Annotated in this window: 16 protein-coding genes and 1 tRNA gene; 6 read left to right on the top strand and 11 right to left on the bottom strand. The window is 59.7% G+C overall.

Features of this window, described 5'->3' with window-relative positions; all coding sequences use genetic code 11:
* Window positions 1-26: 26 nt before the first annotated feature.
* The 3 genes from ACSSU5_RS01840 (at window position 27) to ACSSU5_RS01850 (ending at window position 5,886) form a co-directional block, all read left to right on the top strand.
* Window positions 27-4,649, top strand: a complete 4,623-nt coding sequence (locus ACSSU5_RS01840; protein WP_492560471.1) for an RHS repeat-associated core domain-containing protein — start codon at window positions 27-29, stop codon at window positions 4,647-4,649.
* The gene (locus ACSSU5_RS01845) at window positions 4,621-5,142 is read left to right on the top strand and encodes a hypothetical protein (RefSeq protein ID WP_492560472.1); all 522 of its coding nucleotides are present in this window, start codon (window positions 4,621-4,623) and stop codon (window positions 5,140-5,142) included. The genes ACSSU5_RS01840 and ACSSU5_RS01845 overlap by 29 nt, the downstream gene beginning before the upstream one ends.
* A 486-nt stretch (window positions 5,143-5,628) precedes the next feature.
* On the top strand, window positions 5,629-5,886 hold the full coding sequence (locus ACSSU5_RS01850; RefSeq protein WP_492560473.1) for a PAAR domain-containing protein: 258 nt from the start codon (window positions 5,629-5,631) through the stop codon (window positions 5,884-5,886).
* A 154-nt stretch (window positions 5,887-6,040) separates the two neighbouring features.
* Here ACSSU5_RS01850 and ACSSU5_RS01855 read toward each other — a convergent pair.
* The 7 genes from ACSSU5_RS01855 to ACSSU5_RS01885 form a co-directional block, all read right to left on the bottom strand.
* Window positions 6,041-6,116: transfer RNA gene (locus tag ACSSU5_RS01855), tRNA-Gly, on the bottom strand.
* Window positions 6,117-6,179: 63 nt separating this feature from the next.
* Window positions 6,180-6,740, bottom strand: a complete 561-nt coding sequence (pgsA, locus tag ACSSU5_RS01860) for a CDP-diacylglycerol--glycerol-3-phosphate 3-phosphatidyltransferase (protein ID WP_264312401.1) — start codon at window positions 6,738-6,740, stop codon at window positions 6,180-6,182.
* 33 nt (window positions 6,741-6,773) lie between these two features.
* Window positions 6,774-8,597 (bottom strand): excinuclease ABC subunit UvrC, encoded by a 1,824-nt coding sequence (uvrC, locus tag ACSSU5_RS01865; RefSeq protein ID WP_492560474.1) that lies wholly within the window; start codon window positions 8,595-8,597, stop codon window positions 6,774-6,776.
* Between the two features lie 5 nt (window positions 8,598-8,602).
* Window positions 8,603-9,241: a response regulator transcription factor GacA gene (gacA, locus tag ACSSU5_RS01870; protein ID WP_027916239.1), complete on the bottom strand. Its 639-nt coding sequence runs from the start codon at window positions 9,239-9,241 to the stop codon at window positions 8,603-8,605.
* Window positions 9,242-9,304: 63 nt separating this feature from the next.
* Window positions 9,305-9,694 (bottom strand): helix-turn-helix domain-containing protein, encoded by a 390-nt coding sequence (locus tag ACSSU5_RS01875; RefSeq protein WP_264312399.1) that lies wholly within the window; start codon window positions 9,692-9,694, stop codon window positions 9,305-9,307.
* Between the two features lie 121 nt (window positions 9,695-9,815).
* Window positions 9,816-10,241, bottom strand: coding sequence for a GNAT family N-acetyltransferase (locus tag ACSSU5_RS01880; protein ID WP_264312398.1), 426 nt, complete (start codon window positions 10,239-10,241; stop codon window positions 9,816-9,818).
* A gap of 19 nt (window positions 10,242-10,260) precedes the next feature.
* Window positions 10,261-10,647 carry a DUF488 domain-containing protein gene (locus ACSSU5_RS01885; RefSeq protein WP_492560475.1) on the bottom strand — a complete coding sequence of 129 codons (387 nt, stop codon included), beginning with the start codon at window positions 10,645-10,647 and terminating at the stop codon, window positions 10,261-10,263.
* 128 nt (window positions 10,648-10,775) lie between these two features.
* On the opposite strand from ACSSU5_RS01885, the gene ACSSU5_RS01890 reads away from it, so the two are divergent.
* Window positions 10,776-12,392 carry an inorganic phosphate transporter gene (locus ACSSU5_RS01890; RefSeq protein ID WP_264312396.1) on the top strand — a complete coding sequence of 539 codons (1,617 nt, stop codon included), beginning with the start codon at window positions 10,776-10,778 and terminating at the stop codon, window positions 12,390-12,392.
* A 59-nt stretch (window positions 12,393-12,451) separates the two neighbouring features.
* Here the strand turns inward: ACSSU5_RS01890 and ACSSU5_RS01895 are convergent, their stop codons facing one another.
* The 3 genes from ACSSU5_RS01895 to ACSSU5_RS01905 all read right to left on the bottom strand — a co-directional run bounded on the left by ACSSU5_RS01895 (window position 12,452) and on the right by ACSSU5_RS01905 (window position 15,322).
* Complete coding sequence (locus ACSSU5_RS01895) at window positions 12,452-13,147, bottom strand: glutathione S-transferase N-terminal domain-containing protein (protein ID WP_264312395.1); 696 nt, start codon at window positions 13,145-13,147, stop codon at window positions 12,452-12,454.
* A gap of 87 nt (window positions 13,148-13,234) precedes the next feature.
* Window positions 13,235-13,732, bottom strand: a complete 498-nt coding sequence (locus ACSSU5_RS01900; protein ID WP_264312394.1) for a PaaI family thioesterase — start codon at window positions 13,730-13,732, stop codon at window positions 13,235-13,237.
* A 207-nt stretch (window positions 13,733-13,939) separates the two neighbouring features.
* On the bottom strand, window positions 13,940-15,322 hold the full coding sequence (locus tag ACSSU5_RS01905; protein ID WP_264312393.1) for an amino acid permease: 1,383 nt from the start codon (window positions 15,320-15,322) through the stop codon (window positions 13,940-13,942).
* A 256-nt stretch (window positions 15,323-15,578) separates the two neighbouring features.
* Between ACSSU5_RS01905 and gcvA the strand changes: the two genes are divergently transcribed.
* Complete coding sequence (gcvA, locus tag ACSSU5_RS01910; RefSeq protein ID WP_264312392.1) at window positions 15,579-16,475, top strand: transcriptional regulator GcvA; 897 nt, start codon at window positions 15,579-15,581, stop codon at window positions 16,473-16,475.
* 221 nt (window positions 16,476-16,696) lie between these two features.
* A complete protein-coding gene (locus tag ACSSU5_RS01915; protein WP_264312391.1) occupies window positions 16,697-17,941 on the top strand; it encodes a 2-aminoadipate transaminase in 1,245 nt (414 codons plus the stop codon).
* A gap of 3 nt (window positions 17,942-17,944) precedes the next feature.
* Here ACSSU5_RS01915 and ACSSU5_RS01920 read toward each other — a convergent pair whose 3' ends face one another.
* Window positions 17,945-18,247: a hypothetical protein gene (locus ACSSU5_RS01920; RefSeq protein WP_492560476.1), complete on the bottom strand. Its 303-nt coding sequence runs from the start codon at window positions 18,245-18,247 to the stop codon at window positions 17,945-17,947.
* Between the last annotated feature and the right edge of the window lie 146 nt (window positions 18,248-18,393).

Here is an 18,393-nt window from a genome sequence, read left to right on the forward strand (position 1 = left end):
TTCAAGCCGCTAGGAGCTCCATGCCAATGGCCCAGATTGTTCACGCCGCCCGTGAGGGCGACGCAATTCTTCATCCATCAGTTTATGCCGAAATCATCAGTGCAGTGGCCGAAGCAGTGATCTATGCCGCAGCCACGGCCGCCGTAACAGCCGCCATCGGTTTGGCGGTTGTCGGTACTGCCTTCACAGGCGGCGCTGCAGGCTTCGCCATTGCAGCCGTTGCCGGCGTAGCGGTTGGCGCCGTCAGTACTGTTTCCGTCGGAGATGACCAGACCATCGGCGGCGCCATTTCCAGCTTCTGCGACTGGCTAGGGAACAGTGTGGTAGCGCCCGACGTTTTAGGAAAAATCCAAAGCGGATCAGAAAACGTCCACATCAATAGCAAGCCCGCCGCTCGCGCTGCCGGTATCACGGGGCCACCTGGCGGAGGCACTGCCGATGAACAAGCGGAACCTTCCGTCCTGGAGAACATTGGTTCCATGGCGATGGCGGCCGTGCCCTATCTGATCCCGGTGGTGGGGTTGGGCATGGCGATACGCGACATCTTCAACCCACCGGTGACCACCCCGGCAGCGGCTGGGTCGGAACCCAAGAATGAGGACAAAATTACATGTAGTCGCCACCCGCCGATGCCAGAAACCTTCATCGCTCAAGGCTCCGACAAGGTACTGATCAACAGTCAGCCAGCAGCGCGATCAGGGGACAAGACAACCTGCGACGCCACAATAGACGCGAATGAAAACGTGTCGCCCAATGTCCGTATTGGTGGCGGCACGGCGACAGTTAGGGATATTCGCAATGGCAAGAGCAAGATTGCGATGTTCACCGGGATCATTGCGGGCATCCTGATTGCTCGACGATTTGGACGCATAAAAGGCTGCACGTTGGGCAACCCGGTTGCCGTCGCCACCGGAAGCAAATTGCAAGACGGCCCAGAAGACACCGACTTCAATCTGCCAGGCCTGCTGGGCATCCAATGGGCTCGTCGCTACGACAGTAGAGACCTGCGCACTGACGGCCTACTGGGCATGGGTTGGAGTTTGCCATATGAGGTGGAGATAGTTCGTGTCCCGCACCCTCAGGGCGGTGAACTATGGATCTACATCGATGAGCAAGGCAATCGCCTCGAATTAGGGCGTCTCAATGCCGGTGACGCCTTCGTCAGCATTACGGACGGCTGGGCTTTCTTTCAGTTGGAAGATGGCCAAACCGTCGTGGAAGACATTAATGCGGGCCTTTACCGGGTCTTCGACATCGATCCTCACAATCCAGAGCGCTCACGGCTAATCAGACTGGGCGATCGCAACCTCAATTATGTGGATGTGCTGTACGACGACTTAGGCCGTCTGCAGGCGCTTTACGACAAGTACGGCCAGACAGTTGCACAGCTTCACTATGACCCGCGCCATCCAAAGCGCATTAGCAAGGTATCGCGAGTATTCCTTAAGAACAGCGAGACACCCAGCATCGAACGCAACGACGTGCTTGTCAGCTATCGCTACACCCACAGTGGGCAGCTGCAGGAAGTACGGGATGCTACCGATCAAGTAGTCCGTCGCTTTACCTATACCGCAGAGGGTTATCTCAACAGTCACGAGTTGGCCAGTGGTGCTGTCCGCGAATACGAATGGGCGCGTTTCCCCATCCCTGAAAAACGCCCCACCCCAACGCGCGCTGACGGCACACCCTACCGCATACCGCCCCTGCTCGAACCACAACCCGACCATGAATGGCGCGTGATACGCCACTGGGGCAACGATGGCGAAGAGTATCGGTTCGCCTACGACTTGGAACTCGGCGAAACGCGAGTAACCGATAACTTAGGCCGACAGAATCATTACTACTGGGGACCACTGTACGAGGTCTACAAGCACATCGACGCACTGGGCAACTGCTGGCAAGCAGAGGTCATCGCGGGCCAGTTGATCAAGCGTGTCGACCCACAAGACGGCGAGTGGCATTTCAGCTACGACGATATCGGCCGCCTGATTGAAACCCGCGACCCGCTGGGCCGTAGCGAGCACATCAAGTACCTGCGGCACTGGGCACTCCCGGTCCAGATCATTGATGGCGCCGGACGCGTCCAGCGGTATGGGTACGACACCCACGGCAACCTGTTGTGGGAGCAAGACCCGCTGGGCCACAAAACACAGTACCAATACAGCCCCGAAGGCCGCGTTACCTGCATCACCGATGCTTTGGAAAAGCGCAAATACCTGAGTTGGAACACCCATGGGCAGTTGACCAGCTTTCGCGACTGCAGCAATGCACAAACCCTGTACCACTACGACTCACACAGCCGCTTGCGCGAGAGCATCAACGCCCGTGGCGAACATACCCACTTTCGCTATGACGCCCGCGGCCACTTGATCGAAAGTGAACGCCCCGATGGTCGCCTCGACCGCTATGAAGTCGATGTCGCCGGGCAACTCACGCGCTATATCGACCCGGCGCAAAAAACCTTGCAGTTTCGCTACGACCGCAGCGGCCGTTTAATCGAACGCACCGATGCCATGGGCTATAGCGTGAGCTTTAGCTACGACGCCTATGGTCGGCTTGTGCAACTCACCAACGAGAACAACGAGTCCTACCGATTTGGCTGGGACAAACTGGACCGTCTGGTCGCACAACAGGACTTGGATGGCAGTGGCCGGACCTATGAGTACAGCGTCCTGGATGAAGTCACGAGCCTCACTCATGTGCCCTCTTCCTACGAACAGCCTCCGCTGTCCGATAACGCCCCACCGACACGAACAACCTCGATCCGGCATGCCTTCGAGCGTGATGCAGTCGGTCGCCTCACGCGCAAACACACCGAAGACGGCACCACGGACTTTAGCTACGACGCTGCCGACAATCTACTGTCCATTGCCTTCACGGATAGCCAAGGTGGGAAGCAACAGCTTGATTACACCTACGATGCGACCGGGCAACTGCTCAGCGAAACCAACAGCGCCGGCTTGCTGCACTATCGCTATGACGAACTGGGCAACCTGCAGACGTTGACGTTGCCTGATCAGCGAAAGCTGAACTACCTGTACTACGGCAGCGGGCACCTTCATCAGATCAACTTGAATGGTCGTGTCATCAGCGACTTCGAGCGAGACGCAGTACACGACGAAGTACTGCGTACCCAAGGAAGCCTGATCACACGCACACGCTACGACAAGAGCGGTCGGCTGGGCAGCAAGGCCATTCACTATCGCGATGCCCCTGCAGAAGTGCTGCCGTTGCTGGAGAAGTGCTACCGCTACGACGCCAGTGACAACCTGGTCGCTGAGGTGTTAACCCAGACCCAGCGTCGTGGCATTGGTAGCGCTGCTACTGATGGCACCGCCCAGCTAGAACAGATCATTGGCCACTTTCATCATTCGCCTCACTCCGGCAAGAGCTACACCGGGAGCAACCGTTACGGCTATGACCCAAACGAACAACTGCAGACCACCCACCAATCACGCCCCAACTGGCAAGCAACACAAGTAGAGGACTTCAAGTACGACAAGGCCGGTAACCTGTTCGACGGGCCCAAGCTCAATGGCCTGATCAAGCACAATCGCGTGTTGGTCTATCAAGACAAGCGCTACCGCTACGACAGGTTTGGACGGTTGTGCGAGAAGCGCATTGGCAGCAATTGGGTGCAGTACTTCGAGTATGACGCCGAACAACGCCTGGTCTGCGTAGACCAGTACCGCTGCGGTGAACGCGAACGCGTTGTGTTTGGCTACGATCCATTGGGGAGGAGGATCCGTAAGGAGGTTTACCAGAGCAACCACCCTGAGCCACGGCGGCGGGTACTGTTTCACTGGCAAGGGTTGCACCTACTGCAGGAAATTCAGAGCGGAATGCCCAGCCTGTACATTTATGCCAACCTGGGCAGTTATGAGGCATTGGCGCGGATAGATGGAAATTCTGGGCAAGAGGATATTCGGTATTTTCACACCAATTTGGCGGGATTGCCTGAGCAACTTACAAGCGAGCAGGGCAACGCGCTCTGGCGTAGCGGCTATCACGGGTGGGGAGGCTCACGAGAAGAATGGCACGCCCGAGAACAAGGACGAGAGCAGAATCTACGCTATCAAGGGCAGTATTATGACCGCGAAACCGGACTACACTACAACACCCTCAGATTTTATGACCCTGATCTAGGGCGCTTTACACAGCCCGACCCCATTACGCTAAAAGGAGGAGTGAATCTTTATTATTACGCACCCAGCACCTTGATTTTTGCCGACCCACTTGGGCTTAACCGGGTGCCAATTATATTTCTCCCAGAAGGCGGAGATGTTCTTCACCCTGGGACAGTTGATTCAATTAAAAACCCCGAAGGAATTTACCGAATTAAAGCGACCGGCAGCTATTATGATGACAAACTGGCCCTCTACAAAGCAATAGGCCTCAACGAACCACCCTCCAGGAGATGGATTCCTCATCATGCTGAGTACCACCCAGCAACCAATGAAATGTCCATGCAACTTGTCAACCCGAAATATCATGCTCACCCTCACATTGGCGGCGCACATGAATTTGAATCAATCACAGGCCATAAATACGGTTCACAACAAGCTATAGCTGAAGCAACGAATAGAAATAATAACTTACGCACTAACAGAGGACAGCCACATGGCAAAGCAAGTAAAATTTGCCCATAATGACGTTACATTCAGCGATTCGCTACCAGGGGTAAAAACCGAGCTACTACAGTCAATGCTCCCCTACGACTTCCCCGGGAAAAAATTTTTCACATCATTTTACTCAAGGTATAACGGTGGATATTTTGACGGCGGCGCATACTTCTATAGAGAGGATATTTACACATTAAAAACAGGAGAACACAATTTACTAGAAATAGAATCCTTCAATTTTATACCTTACCCCAAAAACCAACAACACCCAAGGCTCATGTCAGTATCTGAAATTTTGGATCTTAGAAAAACCCACCACCGACTCAACCCCGAATTTTACTCGATACATATTCCTTTTGCCGGAGACGCTGGAGACAATGACTTCTGGATAGACATAGTAACCGGAGCCATCAAATACACCAGAACAGAAGAGCTCTCCGAGACCCCGAACACAATACTAGTCGCTCCAAATTTTCATATTTTTTGTGACAGCATTAGAGGATCAAGGAAGCTTATTTAAGACAATTGACATAATCTGTATAACCCACCAATCACGCCCCAACTGGCAGGCAACACAAGTCAAGGATTTCAAGTACGACAAGGCCGGTAACCTGTTCCACGGGCCCAAGCTCAATGGCCTGATCAAGCACAATCGCGTGTTGGTCTATCAAGACAAGCGCTACCGCTACGACCGGTTTGGACGGTTGTGCGAGAGTGCAGTACTTCGAGTATGACGCCGAACAACGCCTGGTCTGCGTAGACCAGTACCGCTGCGGTGAACGCGAACGCGTTGTGTTTGGCTACGATCCATTGGGGAGGAGGAGCCCGGTGAAATGCAGGGCAAGAAAAACTGGCAACTGCCTTTTTGGGCTGTGCTGTTCCCCTACAACCTCTGCCTCGCCATCTGCTGGTACGGCGTCTGCCGGCTGTTCAACGTTCGAGCAGCACCGCCCCCGCCGGAGGCCTACGAACAGGCCCCTGTTAGACCAAGCAAAAGGATGCGCAAATGAAACCCATCGTCTTGGTAGGCCACCGTCATAACTGCCCGATCCATGGCGAAGGAACAGTAGAAACCGGCGCAAGCGCAACGTTCGTGGATGGCAGGGCAGTCGCACGCGCGGGCGACCGGACCAGTTGCGGCGCAGTCATCGAAACGGGTGCCGCCTGCACGATCATCGAGGGCAATCCAGCGGCAAGGGAGGGAGACACGACCAGCCACGGAGGAACCCTGATCGAGGGTGACCCAGGCTGGCTCGTTGACTAACAGCAAAGGCAGGTAACGCTGGCCTAAGACGAATACCTCGCCACGGCCAAGCCCAACAACAGTGGAGCGCCTGCACACACCAAATTTCAGGCACAAAAAAAGAGGCCCCTAGGCCTCTTTCTTGTGATCCCAGCGACGCACTGAGGATCGAATTTGGAGCGGGAAACGAGACTCGAACTCGCGACCCCGACCTTGGCAAGGTCGTGCTCTACCAACTGAGCTATTCCCGCGTCGTGATGGGTGCCATTCTAACGATATCTAAAACGGCGTCAACCCCTTGATTCAAAAAAGTTTTATTTCTGCTCCGATCCTTCGCGCAAGTGTGGCCAGGCGGCCAGCAGGTAATGCGCCATGGACCACAGCGTCAGCCCTGCCGCCACCAGCAGCAGCCCGTACCCCAGAATCACCCAGAACGTCACCGCTGGTGGGTTGGCCAGCAGGATCACCAGCGCCAGCATTTGCGCCGCGGTCTTCCACTTGCCAAGGTTGGACACCGCCACATGCGCCCTCGCCCCCAGTTCGGCCATCCACTCACGCAGCGCCGACACCACGATCTCGCGGCCGATGATGACTGCCGCAGGCAAGGTCAGCCAGAAGTTGGCGTGCACCTGCACCAGCAGCACCAGGGCCACGGCGACCATCAGCTTGTCAGCCACCGGGTCCAGGAAGGCACCGAACGGCGTGCTCTGCTGCAGGCGACGCGCCAGGTAGCCGTCCAGCCAGTCAGTGGCGGCGGCGACGGCGAACACGCTGCTGGCGGCCATGTAGCTCCAGTGATAGGGCACATAGAACAGCAGGATGAAGATCGGGATGAGCAGGACGCGTAGAACGGTGAGCAGGTTTGGAATATTCATCGGTACGACTGGCTGCGGGTTGAGCCCGGCATTCTACTCGCTATGCAGGCTGGCATAAATCGACTCGGCAAGCTTTTTACTAATGCCGGGGGCTTTGGCGATTTCATCGACACTGGCGCGGTTGAGCTCTTGTAGGCCGCCGAAGTGTTTCAGCAGGTCGCGACGGCGCTTGGGGCCGACGCCGGCCACGTCTTCCAGGCTGGACACACGCCGGGCCTTGCCACGCCGAGCACGGTGGCCGGTGATGGCGAAGCGGTGGGCTTCGTCGCGGATCTGCTGGATCAGGTGCAGGGCCGGCGAGTCGCCCTTGAGGGTGAACTCGTGGTGCACGTCATTGAGGTACAGGGTCTCGAAACCGGCCTTACGCGTCACGCCCTTGGCAACGCCGAGCAGGGTCAGGTCGGTGAAGGCCAGCTCCTGCATGACGTCGCGGGCCATGTTCAACTGGCCCTTGCCGCCGTCCACCAGCAACACGTCGGGCAGCTTGCCCTCACCGTCCTTGATCCGCCCGTAGCGGCGGGTCAAGGCTTGGTGCATGGCGGCGTAGTCGTCGCCTGCGGTCACGCCCTCGATATTGAAGCGGCGATAATCGGACTTGATCGGGCCTTCCGGGCCAAACACCACGCAGCTGGCCACGGTGGCTTCGCCGCTGGAGTGGCTGATGTCGTAGCACTCCAGGCGCTGTGGCACTTCGTCCAGGCCAAGCACCTGGGCCAGGGCCTCGAAGCGTGCGGCCATGTGCTGGCGGTTGGCCAGGCGGGCATTGAGGGCCTGCTCGGCGTTGGTGACTGCCAATTGCTGCCAGCGGGCACGGGTGCCGCGCACCCGGTGGGTGATGGTCAGCTCGCGGCCGCGCAGGGTCTGCAGCGCTTCGCGGATGGCGTCGAAGTCTTCGTGCACCACGTTGACGATGAGCTCGCCGGGCAATTCGCGCTCGGCATTACCGACGTAGTACTGGGACAGGAACGCCGCCATGACTTCGGCCACTTCCTCTTCGATACCCACCTGCGGGAAGAAATTCTTGCTGCCCAACACCCGCCCGCCGCGCACGCTGATCAGGTGCACACAGGCGCCACCGGGGTTGACGAAGGCGGCAATCACGTCGACGTCACCGGTACCGCCTTCGATGTACTGCTGGTCCTGCACACGGCGCAACAGGGCAATCTGGTCGCGCAGTTCGGCGGCCTTTTCGAAATTGAGGGCCATGGCGGCCTTCTCCATTTCGGCATTGAGCTCGTTACCCAACTGCTGGCTGCGGCCTTCGAGGAACATCACCGAATGGCGGATATCGTCGGCGTACTCGTCTTTATCCACCAAGCCGACACACGGCCCCTTGCAGCGTTTGATCTGGTACTGCAGGCAGGGCCGGGTGCGGTTGGCGTAGTAGCTGTCTTCGCACTGGCGCACCGAGAAGGCCTTTTGCAACAGGCTGAGGCTTTCGCGAATGGCACCCGCGCTGGGGTACGGGCCGAAATAACGACCCTTGGCCTTTTTTGCACCGCGGTGGATGCCCAGGCGCGGGAACTCGCCGTCAGACAGGAAGACGTAGGGGTAGGACTTGTCGTCGCGCAACAGGATGTTGTACGGCGGCCGCCATTCCTTGATCAGGTTCTGCTCCAGCAGCAGCGCCTCGGTCTCGTTGGCGGTGATGGTGGTCTCGACCTGGGCGATGCGGCCCACCAGGGCAGCCGTCTTCGGCGCCAGGCCGGTTTTGCGGAAGTAACTGGCCAGGCGCTTTTTGAGGTTCTTGGCCTTGCCCACGTAGAGCAGCCGCGCCTCGGCGTCGAACATACGGTAAACGCCCGGGCGACCGCTGCAGGTCGCCAGGAACGCGCTGGCATCAAAAACTTGAGACATGAGGTTTACAGGCTTGCGTCAACCATACCGTGGCGAACGGCCAGCAAGGTCAGTTCGACGTCGCTGGTGACCGAGAGTTTTTCAAAGATCCGATAACGGTAAGTATTGACGGTCTTGGGCGAGAGACACAACTTGTCGGAGATGATCTGCACTTTCTGGCAGCCGACGATCATCAAGGCGATCTGGATTTCGCGCTCCGACAACGCGTCGAACGGCGAGCCTTGTGGCTGGAACGACTTGAGCGCCAGCTGCTGAGCGATTTGCGGGCTGATGTAGCGCTGGCCGGCAAAGGCCAGGCGAATGGCCTGGACCATTTCGTCGAGCCCGGCGCCCTTGGTCAGGTAACCGGCGGCGCCAGCTTGCAACAGGCGCGTGGGGAACGGGTCTTCCTCGCACACGGTGACCGCGACCACTTTGATGTCGGGATGGCTGCGCAACAGTTTGCGGGTGGCCTCCAGGCCGCCGATGCCCGGCATTTTCACATCCATCAGGACGACGTCGGGTTTAAGTTCCCGGGCCAGCTTGAGCGCCGACTCCCCCGAATCCCCCTCACCCACCACCTGCAAGCCGTCGATGTCGGCCAGCATGCGTGTAATACCGGTTCGTACCAGATCGTGATCATCGACCACTAAGACCCTAATCAAGCACACACCTCGTCTACAGGGCGATTGGATCCCGCCACCTTAACAAAATTTTTCATGGCGGGCCTAGCGCAACACTTCTGTCAGATATGCCTGATGGCCAAGTGTGAAAGGCCTCACTGTTTCGCGGCATTTAACCTCACCCGACAAACGCCCCAGCAAGTGCCAGAGCGCGGCTTGATCGGCGACCGGCAACTGCCTAAAGGCCCCCAGCAGTTCCGCCTCATCCCGGGTCAGGTTTTCTAGCGGCGCTGGGGTGCGCACACCGCTGAGCACATAGAGCGCATCCACGCCCTGGGCCGCCAGTGCTGCCAGGTAATCGGCGCGGGGCGTGCGTTCACCGCTCTCGTACTTGCCCTGAGCATTGGGTTCGACCCCGCCGATGTCACCAAAAACCCGTTGGGTCATCCCCAGCCGCTCACGTTCTTCCCGCAGTCGCGGACCGAATCCATTCATATGGCGCTTCTCCTTAATCCCCGAACATCATCCAAAGCCACCCACCACCCTGTAAGCAGCTGTAAATTCCTAAGCCCACTATGCCCATGGTCACCTGCCGCGACAAGCCATCATTGAGCTATCAGTCGATCACGCGTTGCATACGTACGAAGCACGCGTCCTCGCCCATTTCTACAAAGCCCCTTCGCTGATACAACAACCGAGCCGGGTTACTGCGAAACACCATCAAACGCAGCAGTGGCAGGCGCCGCTGCTTCGCCCAACCGGCAAGCGCCTCCAGCACCCGGCTGCCAATGCCACGCCCACGGTGTTCAGGCAGCAGGTGCAACTCTCGAATGAACAGTGCCTGGCGGTCCTGGCTGAGGCTGCAGTAGCCCAGCACCGTTTGCCCTTCCATCACCAGCCACTGCTCGCGCCAGGCCCAGGCTTGATCAAAGGCTTCTTCAAGCCATAACAGGTCGAATTCACGGTAGTACGGCAGCATGGCCTGGCGCGTGAGGTCGCGGGCGAAGTTGCGCTGGGCATCGGTGGCGGCTATGAGTTTCATGCCTTTTATTGTGCACCCTTCACGTGGCATAGCACACAGGCGAACTGCCTGGCCCACGGCGCTCCAGCTCAACCTCCAGCCATTCGGCCAGTACCTGGGCGTTGTTGTGTTCGGTGTCCTTGCCGGCATAGAGCAACGTCAGCGTTCCTTTGCAGGCCAAGTCCAGCAGCGGGTACCAGTGCTCAGGGTGTGCCGTCAGTTCCTGGTGGTAGCGCTGGGTGAAACCGACGAAATCTACCTCTCCCTGATGAAACGCCTTACGCAAACCATCCGAAGGCGCCACCTCGCGCAGCCACTGGCCATGCAGGTCATCCTTGCGCTTGTTGCGCGGCCACAGGCGGTCGACCAGCACACGCTGGCCATCTTCGTCCGAGACCGCTTGGTAAACACGTTTGCAGCGGATCATGGGCTTCTCTCGCATTTGCCGTCTGTCTTGAGCCTAGATAATTCATTGATCGAGGTCACGGGGTGGTAACGAATTGTTTCTATGCTCACAGCCTTCGGCACCTTCGCCCGACGCCAACCGGAGCCCCCATGGCAACCCCGTCCCTGGCCAGCCAGCCGCAACTGGCCCAACGCGACTCGCGCCCGCAGCTGTCCCACAAGCCCGGACGCGCCACCCTGGTTTTGTTCTTCGGCCTGCTAGTGGCCGGCCTCGCCTACACCGCCTGGAGCCTGAAACAGGACGTCAGCGCCAGCGGCACGGTGATCACCACCGTCACGCCCTTTCTGCTGCTGGGCCTGGCGCTGCTGATTGCCCTGGGCTTCGAGTTCGTCAACGGCTTCCATGACACCGCCAACGCCGTGGCCACGGTTATTTACACCCATTCGTTACCTGCACCGGTGGCAGTGGTCTGGTCGGGCTTGTGCAACTTCCTCGGGGTGCTGCTCTCCAGCGGCGCGGTGGCATTCGGCATCATTGCCTTGCTGCCGGTAGAGCTGATTCTGCAGGTCGGCTCTTCGGCCGGCTTCGCCATGGTATTCGCCTTGCTGCTGGCAGCGATCATCTGGAACCTGGGCACTTGGTGGCTGGGCCTGCCGGCCTCGTCCTCGCACACGCTGATCGGCTCGATAATCGGTGTCGGGGTGGCCAATGCATTGATGCACGGGCGCGATGGCACCAGTGGGGTGGATTGGGGCCAGGCAAGTAAAGTGGGCTATGCCCTGCTGTTTTCGCCACTGATCGGCTTTGCCTGCGCCGCGCTGTTGCTGCTGGCGCTGCGCGCACTGGTCAAGCGCAAAGAGCTGTACCAGGCACCGGAAGGCCAGACGCCGCCACCCTGGTGGATCCGTGGTGTGCTGATCCTGACCTGCACCGGGGTGTCCTTTGCCCACGGCTCCAACGATGGCCAGAAAGGTATGGGGCTGATCATGCTGATTCTGGTCGGCACGCTGCCGATGGCGTACGCGCTGAACAAGACCATGCCCAGCGAACAGGCGCTGCAGTTCTCGGCTGTTGCCGAGGTAACACGCCAGGCGCTGGTGCGCAGTGACCCGCAACCAGTGCCGGCAGACCCTCGCCAAGTGCTGACCCTGTTCATCACCGACCCCAAGCCCACTGCGCAACTGGTACCCGCACTCGCCGCCCTGACTGGCATGATCGGTGAAGAAGTCAAAGGCTATGGCTCGCTCAAGCGCGTACCGGCCGAAGCCATGGCCAACGTGCGCAATGACATGTACCTGACCAGCGAAGCCATCCGCCTGATCGAGAAAAACCAGTTGGTAACGTTCGATGCCGACACCCGCAGCCATGTGCAGCTGTTCAAGACCCAACTGGACGACGCCACGCGCTACATCCCGCTGTGGGTCAAGGTTGCCGTGGCCATCGCACTGGGGCTGGGGACCATGGTCGGCTGGCGGCGTATCGTGGTGACGGTGGGCGAGAAGATCGGCAAGACCCACCTGAGCTACGCCCAGGGCGCATCGGCCGAGGTGGTGGCGATGTGCACCATCGGCGCGGCGGACATGTTCGGGCTGCCGGTGTCGACGACCCACGTGCTGAGTTCGGGCGTGGCCGGGACCATGGTCGCCAATGGCTCGGGCATCCAGAAGCGCACACTGATCAACCTGCTGATGGCGTGGGTGCTGACCTTGCCGGCGGCGATGTTGCTGGCGGGTGGTCTGTACTGGGTTCTGAGCCAGATTTTCTGACCGCGCAGCACGCCTTGTGAGCGCGGGTCACCCGCGCCCACAAGGTTGATGTTGGCTGTTCAGCCTGGGATTTTCAGGCCGCGCTGCACAGCCGGCCGCTCAAGGAAGGTGGCCAGCACGCGCTGCACTTCCTTGAACGCATCGAACCCGACCAGCTCACGGGCGTTGTAGCGTTCCACAAGGTTGCGCACCCAAGGGAAAATGGCGATGTCGGCGATGCTGTATTCGTCGACCATCCACGCGCGGCCTTGCAGATGCCGGTCCAGCACACCCAGCAAGCGCTTCGATTCATTGACGTAGCGGTCCCGTGGGCGCTTGTCTTCGTAGTCCTTGCCTGCAAAGAAGTGGAAGAACCCGACCTGGCCGAACATCGGCCCGATGCCGCCCATCTGGAACATCAACCACTGCAGGGTCTGGTAACGGGTGGCGGGGTCCTGGCTGAGCAGCTGCCCGCTCTTCTCCGCCAGGTACTGCAGGATCGCGCCCGATTCAAACAAGGGTAACGGCTGCCCGCCGGGGCCGTTCGGGTCGAGGATGGCGGGGATCTTATTGTTGGCGCTGAGGGAGATGAATTCGGGGCTCAACTGGTCATCGTTGTCGAAGCTGACCTTGTGCGGCTCGTACGCCAGGCCGATCTCTTCGAGCATGATCGACACTTTGACGCCGTTGGGCGTGGGCAGCGAATACAGCTGCAGGCGCTCGGGGTGCTGGGCGGGCCATTTGCGGGTGATGGGGAATGCGCTCAGATCGGTCATGATCAACCTTGCCTGGGGAGTGAATCTGTCACTTTAGTGACATCCCAAGCGGCTGACCATCACCGACCACTCATCGGCACGGGCGGATCATGCCTGGCCGTGGGCCTTGAGCTTGAGCTTTTCGGTGTCAACCCTGACGAACACCGAATCGGCAGTCACGGTGAGTACATCGTCCGCCCAGACCTCGCAGATGACCCGGCTCTTGCGCCCGACTTCGCCTTCCACGCGAGCCTTGAGCAGCAACTCCACGCCCATGGGGGTCGGCTTCAGGTAGCTGAGGTTGAGTGTGCCCGTGACGCAATCGATACGCGGCAGGCTACCCGCTTCGCGGCCTTCGTTGCGGTAGTGGTAGGCCATGGCGGTCCAGTTGGAATGGCAATCGACCAGCATCGCCAGCAAACCGCCGTAGACCAAACCGGGCCAGCCAATGAAGGTGCTGTCGGGCGCGTGGCGGCACAGCAGGTGAATGCCGTCGGCGTCCCAGTGGCTTTGCAGGTGCAGGCCGCTGGGGTGGGAACAGCCACAGCCAAAGCAGGTGCCCTCAGGCGCGGCGAGTTGCTGGAGGGAAAGGGTGTGCTCGTTCATACGCTTCCTGTGCTTGTTGGAATGGGAAGTGATGCAAGCTGCGATGGTAGCGCTGCATGTTGTCAGCGCCAATGAGAATGCCAGGGCTGCTTTGCAGCCCATCGCGGCACAAGGCCGCTCCCACAAGTTCTGCGCTGTCTTAGACGAGCCAGTTACCCTGTGGGAGCGGCCTTGTGCCGCGAATGGGGCGCGAAGCGCCCCCAACAATCAAGCAGTCTGCGCGACCACTTTGCTGCGACGCTGGGTCAGCGACACCAGCAGGATGAACAGCGTCACCCCGGCGGTCATCAGCGTCTCGTAGCGGTAGGCATCGCTGAACAGCATGTAGCCCAGGACCATGACGATGGTGCCGATCACCAGCCAGGTCAGATAAGGGAACAGCCACATCTTCAGCTCCAGCGGTGTACCTTCACGGTCTGCACGGGCCCGCATGCGCAACTGGGACACGGCGATCACCAGGTACACCAGCAAGGCAATGGCGCCGGTGGTAGACAGCAGGAAACCGAACACCTTGCCGGGGAACACGTAGTTCACGAGGCAACCGGCAAAGCCTGCCAAGGTGGAGAAGATGACTGCCACCGTCGGCACACCAGAACCGGAAATGCGCTTGGTCATGCTCAGCGCCTGACCACGGGCGCCCAGGGAGTAGAGCATGCGCGAGGCCGTATAAAGGCCGGAGTTCATGCAACTGGTAACGGCCACCAGTACCACCAGGTCAACCAGCAGCTTGGCACCCGGCACGTTGAGCACTTCCAGCACCCGTTGGAACGAGCCCACGGCTTTCAGGGCCGGGTCGTTCCAAGCTACCAGCGACACCACCAGGAAGATCGAGGCCAGGTAGAAGATGGCGATGCGGTACACCACCAGGTTGGTGGCGCGGCGGATCTTGTCTTTCGGGTTGGCCGTTTCGTCAGCGGCAATGGTGACGATCTCGGCGCCGAAGAACGAGAAAATGGTGATCAGCACGCCGCCCAGGACGGTGCCAAAGCCATTAGGCATGAAGCCGCCATTGTCCCAAAGCCGGCTCACACCCGAAACCTCGGCCAGCGGCCAGAAGCCGAACACGGCCAGGCTGCAGACGACGATGAAGGCAATGATGGCAATTACCTTGACCAGTGCGAACCAGTACTCGAAGGCACCGAAGTTCTTCACGCTGATCAAGTTGGTACCCGACAGCACGACCATGATCAGGAAGGCGAACAGCCACGACGGCACACCTGGGAAGTAGGCATGCAGGATGTCTGCACCGGCAATCGCCTCGACCGGAATGATCAGCACCCAGAACCACCAGTACAACCAACCGATGGTGAAGCCTGCCCAAGGGCCAATAGCCTCGGAGGCGTAGGTGGAGAATGACCCGCTGTTGGGGTTGGCGATGGCCATTTCGCCCAGCATGCGCATCACCAGCAGCACCAGCAGGCCGGTCATTGCGTAGGAAATGAGGATGGCCGGGCCGGCGGTGGCAATGGCGTTGGAGGAACCGATGAACAGGCCGGCGCCGATGATGCCGGCGATGGAAATCATGGAAACCTGACGGGACGTCAGACCATGCTGCAAGGAGCGCTGTTTCTTGTTTTCTAGCGAAGCCATGGAGAACCCTCGAATGGGTCGCCGTCGTGGGACGGCTAAAAAATGGAGCAGAATTCTTATCAATTTCTGATGCTGGTTTTTTTGTTGTTTTGAAGACGCCGGCGGTGGCCACTTCCCTCCTCTTCGCACGACCGGTTGTAATCGTTGATCCAGGTCAGTATTAATCTATAGGTCTGGGTCAACAAACGACCTTTTCGAAGCACATGATTCCTATTTGGAATGAACTTCATCCTTTTTTGCTCGGTACGCGCCTGTCATGTCCAAACGCCTGATGCCCTCGACCACCGCCCTCCAGTGCTTCGAAGCGGCTGCCCGCCACCTAAGCTTCACCCGCGCGGCGCAAGAGCTGCACCTGACCCAGAGCGCGGTCAGCAAACAGGTGGCGCAGCTGGAGGAAATGCTTTCGCACTCGTTGTTCCAGCGCATTCGCCGGCGCCTGCACCTGACCCCGGCCGGCGCGCTGTACCTGACCGAGGTGAACAAGATCCTTACCCAGATCGACATTTCCAGCCGCTACATCCTCAGCTATGGCGACGAGACCGAAGTGCTGCGCATCGCCACCCAGCCAACCTTCGGCGCCCGCTGGCTGGTGCCCAGGCTCAAGGGCTTTGGCGATCGCTATCCGCGCATTCATCTGGACATCCGCAACGAACTGGAACCCTTCGACCTGGTGCAGGCCAAGGCCGACATCGCCTTCTTCTTCGGCCAGGGCACTTGGCCTGGGGCTACGTGTATCGAGCTGTTCAGCGAAGAAGTGGTGCCAGTGTGTGCCCCAGAGCTGCTGGCCAGCCACCGCTTCAACAGCGCCGAGGCGCTGACCGAGCACCGTTTGCTGCAGTGCGTGTCGCGCCCGGAGGCCTGGCATGAATGGTTTCTGGGGCTGGGGCTGCATAGCCAGAACAGCTACCACGGGCCGCGCTTCGACACCTTCTACCTGTGCATCCGGGCCGCCATTGCCGGCTGTGGCATTGCCTTGATCCCGCGGTACCTGGTGGCGGAAGAGCTGAACGAAGGCAAGCTGGTGGTGGCTTGGGACCACCCGGTGCCGAGCAATGGCCGGCACTTCATCGCCCATGCCGAGCATGCGGCGGAGGTGCCGAAGATCAGGGCCTTCGTGCAGTGGATTCGCGAACGGGTGGCCGAGGGGGATTGAGATTGCCTGCACTGGCCTCTTCGCGGGCAAGCCCGCTCCCACAGCCGACGGCTAGCAGTTAACCTGTGGGAGCGGGCTTGCCCGCGAAAAGGCCAGTGCGGTCAACACAAATTCAGTCAGATCACGAATCCAGGGAATGACCGCAATCGAATAATTCGTTTGCGGAATAACCCGCCGGCACGCTTCGATAATAAGAAACTCGAACAAGGTCCGCGTGCCCCATGAATCAGGAAAGTATCAGCCAGTCCATTGCCATCGTTCACCCAATCACACTTTCCCATGGCAAGAATGCGGAAGTCTGGGACACGGACGGCAAACGTTACATCGACTTCGTCGGCGGTATCGGCGTACTCAACCTGGGGCATTGCAACCCCGCCGTGGTAGAGGCCATACAGGCCCAGGCCGCCCGCCTGACCCACTATGCCTTCAACGCCGCGCCCCATGGCCCGTACCTTGAGCTGATGGAGCGCCTCAGCCAGTTCGTCCCGGTCAGCTACCCATTGGCCGGCATGCTGACCAACAGCGGCGCGGAAGCGGCGGAAAACGCCCTGAAGGTGGCCCGTGGCGCTACCGGCAAGCGCGCCATCATCGCCTTCGACGGCGGCTTCCATGGCCGTACCCTGGCTACCCTGAACCTCAACGGCAAGGTCGCTCCGTACAAGCAACGGGTCGGCGAGTTGCCTGGCCCGGTCTACCACCTGCCCTACCCCAGCGCCGATACCGGCGTTACCTGCGAACAGGCACTCAAGGCCATGGACCGGCTGTTCAGCGTCGAGCTGGCGGTTGAAGACGTGGCGGCGTTCATCCTCGAACCGGTCCAGGGCGAAGGTGGTTTCCTCGCCCTCGACCCGGAATTCGCCCAGGCGCTGCGCCGCTTCTGTGACGAACGTGGGATTCTGATCATCATCGACGAGATCCAGTCAGGCTTTGGCCGTACCGGTCAGCGCTTTGCCTTCCCTCGCCTGGGCATCGAGCCAGACCTGCTGCTGCTGGCCAAAAGCATCGCTGGCGGTATGCCACTGGGTGCAGTGGTCGGCCGCAAGGACTTGATGGCTGCACTGCCCAAGGGTGGCCTGGGCGGGACCTACTCGGGCAACCCGATTGCCTGCGCGGCGGCGCTGGCAAGCTTGGCGCAGATGACCGATGAGAACGTCGCCACCTGGGGTGAGCGCCAGGAGCAGGCCATCGTCAACCGTGTAGAACGCTGGAAAAAGCAGCATCCATTCATCGGGCGCCTGACCGGCGTGGGCGCAATGCGCGGCATCGAGTTCGTCAATGCCGACGGCAGCCCGGCACCGGCTCACTTGGCCAAGGTCATGGAAGCGGCGCGGGCCAAAGGTTTGCTGCTGATGCCCAGCGGCAAGGCGCGGCACATCATTCGCCTGCTGGCGCCGCTGACCATCGAAGCCGAGGTGCTCGAAGAAGGGCTGGATATCCTCGAGCAGTGCCTGGCTGAAGTGAACTGAGGCTTACAGGCCCAGTTCTTCGGGGGTGAGCATGTCGGACTCGAAGGCGATCCAACCACCTTCGAGTTCGGCGTAGCCGTTGACGATCGGGCCGTAGTAGGTCAGGCCGTTTTCCAGGGTGACGCAGATGTGCGTGGCCGGCTTTTCGGGAGCTGCGAGCGTACCGACGAAATGCACCTTTTTCAGGGTTTCGGTCACCGCTTCAAGGCCCACGCGCATGCTGGGGTTTTCCGAAGCCTCGATGTCGCCCCCACGGTCTTCAGCGCTGATGGTCACGGTGGCGGTGTACGGGAACTTGCTGCTCAAGCGGGGCTACCTCAATAGGATGTCTAGGCGTTTGGGCGCGTAGAGTACGGCAGCCTTTCGCTGTTGTCTCTACTGGCGCCATACCAGCCCGCATCGTCAGATCAAAATGGCCTCCCCCGCCCCGATCTGTTAGGGTGCCCGCCGAT

It is taken from the genome of Pseudomonas sp. E1MeOHC2 (assembly GCF_058745025.1).